We start from the raw sequence: 2,262 nt of genomic DNA on the forward strand, positions 1-2,262 counted from the left end.
GGGCGGCCCGGCCGGCGCGCTGTGGGGTGCGCAGACCCTGCGGCAGCTGCTCGGGCCGGACGCCTACCGCCGCTCGCCGCTGCGCCGCGAGGGCTGGGTGCTGCCCGGTGCCGACATCGCGGACGCCCCCCGGTTCGGCTGGCGCGGCGTGCTGCTCGACGTCGCCCGGCACTTCCTGCCCAAGTCGGACGTGCTGCGCTTCGTCGACCTGCTGGCCGCGCACAAGCTCAACGTGCTGCACCTGCACCTGACCGACGACCAGGGCTGGCGGGTGGAGATCAAGCGCTACCCGAGGCTGACCGGGCGCGGCGCCTGGCGGGATCGCTCGATGGTGGGCTATCGGGCCGGGCAGCGCCGCGACGACCGTCCGCACGGCGGCTACTACACCCAGGACGACCTGCGCGAGATCGTCGCCTACGCGGCCGCCCGCGGGGTCACCGTCGTCCCGGAGATCGACCTGCCCGGCCACACCCAGGCCGCCGTCGCCGCCTACCCCGAGCTGGGCAACACCGACGTGGTGGACACCGCCGCGCTCGGGGTCTGGACCGACTGGGGGGTGAGCCACAACGTGCTCAACGCCTCCGAGGAGACCCTGCGCTTCTTCGAGGCGGTGCTGGAGGAGGTCCTGGAGATCTTCCCCTCGGAGTTCGTCCACCTCGGCGGCGACGAGTGCCCCAAGGAGCAGTGGAAGGACAGCGCCGCCGCGCAGGCGCGGATACGCGAGCTGGGCCTGGCCAACGAGGACGAACTGCAGAGCCACCTCATCCGGCACTTCGACCGCTGGCTGGCCGAGCGCGGCCGCCGGCTGATCGGCTGGGACGAGATCCTGGAGGGCGGCCTCGCTCCGGGCGCCGCGGTCTCCTCCTGGCGCGGCTTCGGCGGCGGGATCGCCGCCGCGCAGGCCGGCCACGACGTGGTGATGTGCCCCGAGCAGCACGTCTACTTCGACCACCGGCAGGCGGACGGGCCGGACGAGCCGATCCCGGTCGGCTTCGTGCGCACGCTGGAGGACGTCTACCGGTTCGAGCCGGTCCCGAGGCAACTGGACGCGGCCGCCGCCCGGCACGTGATCGGCACCCAGGCCAACCTGTGGAGCGAGTTCATGGACAGTGCCCGGGACATCGACTACCGGGCCTTCCCCCGGTTGGTCGCCTTCGCCGAGGTCGCCTGGTCCGAGCTGCCCACCGAGCCGGCTGAGCGGGACTTCGCCGGTTTCGAGCAGCGGCTGACGACACACCTGAAGGCGTTGGACGCGCTCGGTGTCGAGTACCGCCCGGCCGGCGGGCCGCACCCCTGGCAGCGTTGGCCCGGGGTGGCCGGCCGGCCGATCGAGGGGCCGCCGCCGGTCCGTTAGTCCTACTCATCGGGAACTTCTGAGCGGTCATCCGACGTCAAGAACAGATGAACATCTGCCCTGGCCCGAGGCGGGTCGGGGCAGATACCGCCCGGTATCAGTCCCAATCGGGCAGTCCCGTTCACCGGCCCCGAAATGATCATCGAGCATTGTGTGCCAGAGTTGCCCAACCCGGCCCGATCGCCCGTACCCTACGGGCCAGGCCGGGCTGCTGACGCAGGACAGCACGGCCGAAGGCCGGCGGGCGGCAGGCGATCGATGAGCAAGTGGAGCACGGTGGGACCCAGGTGAACCGGACGATCATGCTGCCGGCCTCCCTCGACGAGGCCGTCGACGCGCTGGCCGCCGCCCCGGCCGCGGTACCGGTGGCCGGAGCCACCGACCTGATGGAGGCCGTCAACGCCGGACGGCTGCGCCCCGCCGCCCTGGTCGGCCTCGGCCGGATCACCGAACTGCGCGGCTGGCGCTACGAGGACGGCGGCACCGCCGTGCTCGGCGCCGGACTCACCCACGCCCGGATGGACCGCCCCGACTTCGCCGCGCTCATCCCCGCGCTCGCGGACGCCGCCCGCACCGCCGGCCCGCCGCAGGTCCGCAACGTCGGCACCCTCGGCGGGAACATCGTCAGCGCCGCTCCGGCCGGCGACACCCTCCCGGTGCTCACCGCGCTGGAGGCCAGCGTCACCCTGGCCAGGGCCGACGGCACCCGCGAGGTGCCGGTCAGTCACCTGCTCACCGGACTCGACCCGGTGCGCCCCGGCGAACTGCTCACCTGGGTGCGCGTCCCGCTGCTGCACGCCCCGCAGGTCTTCCTCAAGGCCACCGGCCGCAGCGGCCCGGCCCGCGCCACCGCCTCCGTCGCGCTCGTCCTCGACCCGGCCCGGCGCGCGGTGCGCTGCGCCGTCGGG

At 73.9% G+C, this 2,262-nt stretch carries 2 protein-coding genes; both read left to right on the forward strand.

Annotated elements, in window-relative coordinates; all coding sequences use genetic code 11:
* On the forward strand, positions 1-1,354 hold a 1,354-nt coding region (locus KS423_RS43845), incomplete at its 5' end, for a beta-N-acetylhexosaminidase (RefSeq protein ID WP_224285272.1).
* 302 nt (positions 1,355-1,656) lie between these two features.
* Positions 1,657-2,262: xanthine dehydrogenase family protein subunit M (locus KS423_RS43850; RefSeq protein WP_224285273.1), on the forward strand; the 606-nt coding region annotated here is incomplete at its 3' end.

The sequence above is a fragment of the Streptomyces sp. LS1784 genome (assembly GCF_020103755.1).
Lineage (GTDB): Bacteria > Actinomycetota > Actinomycetes > Streptomycetales > Streptomycetaceae > Kitasatospora.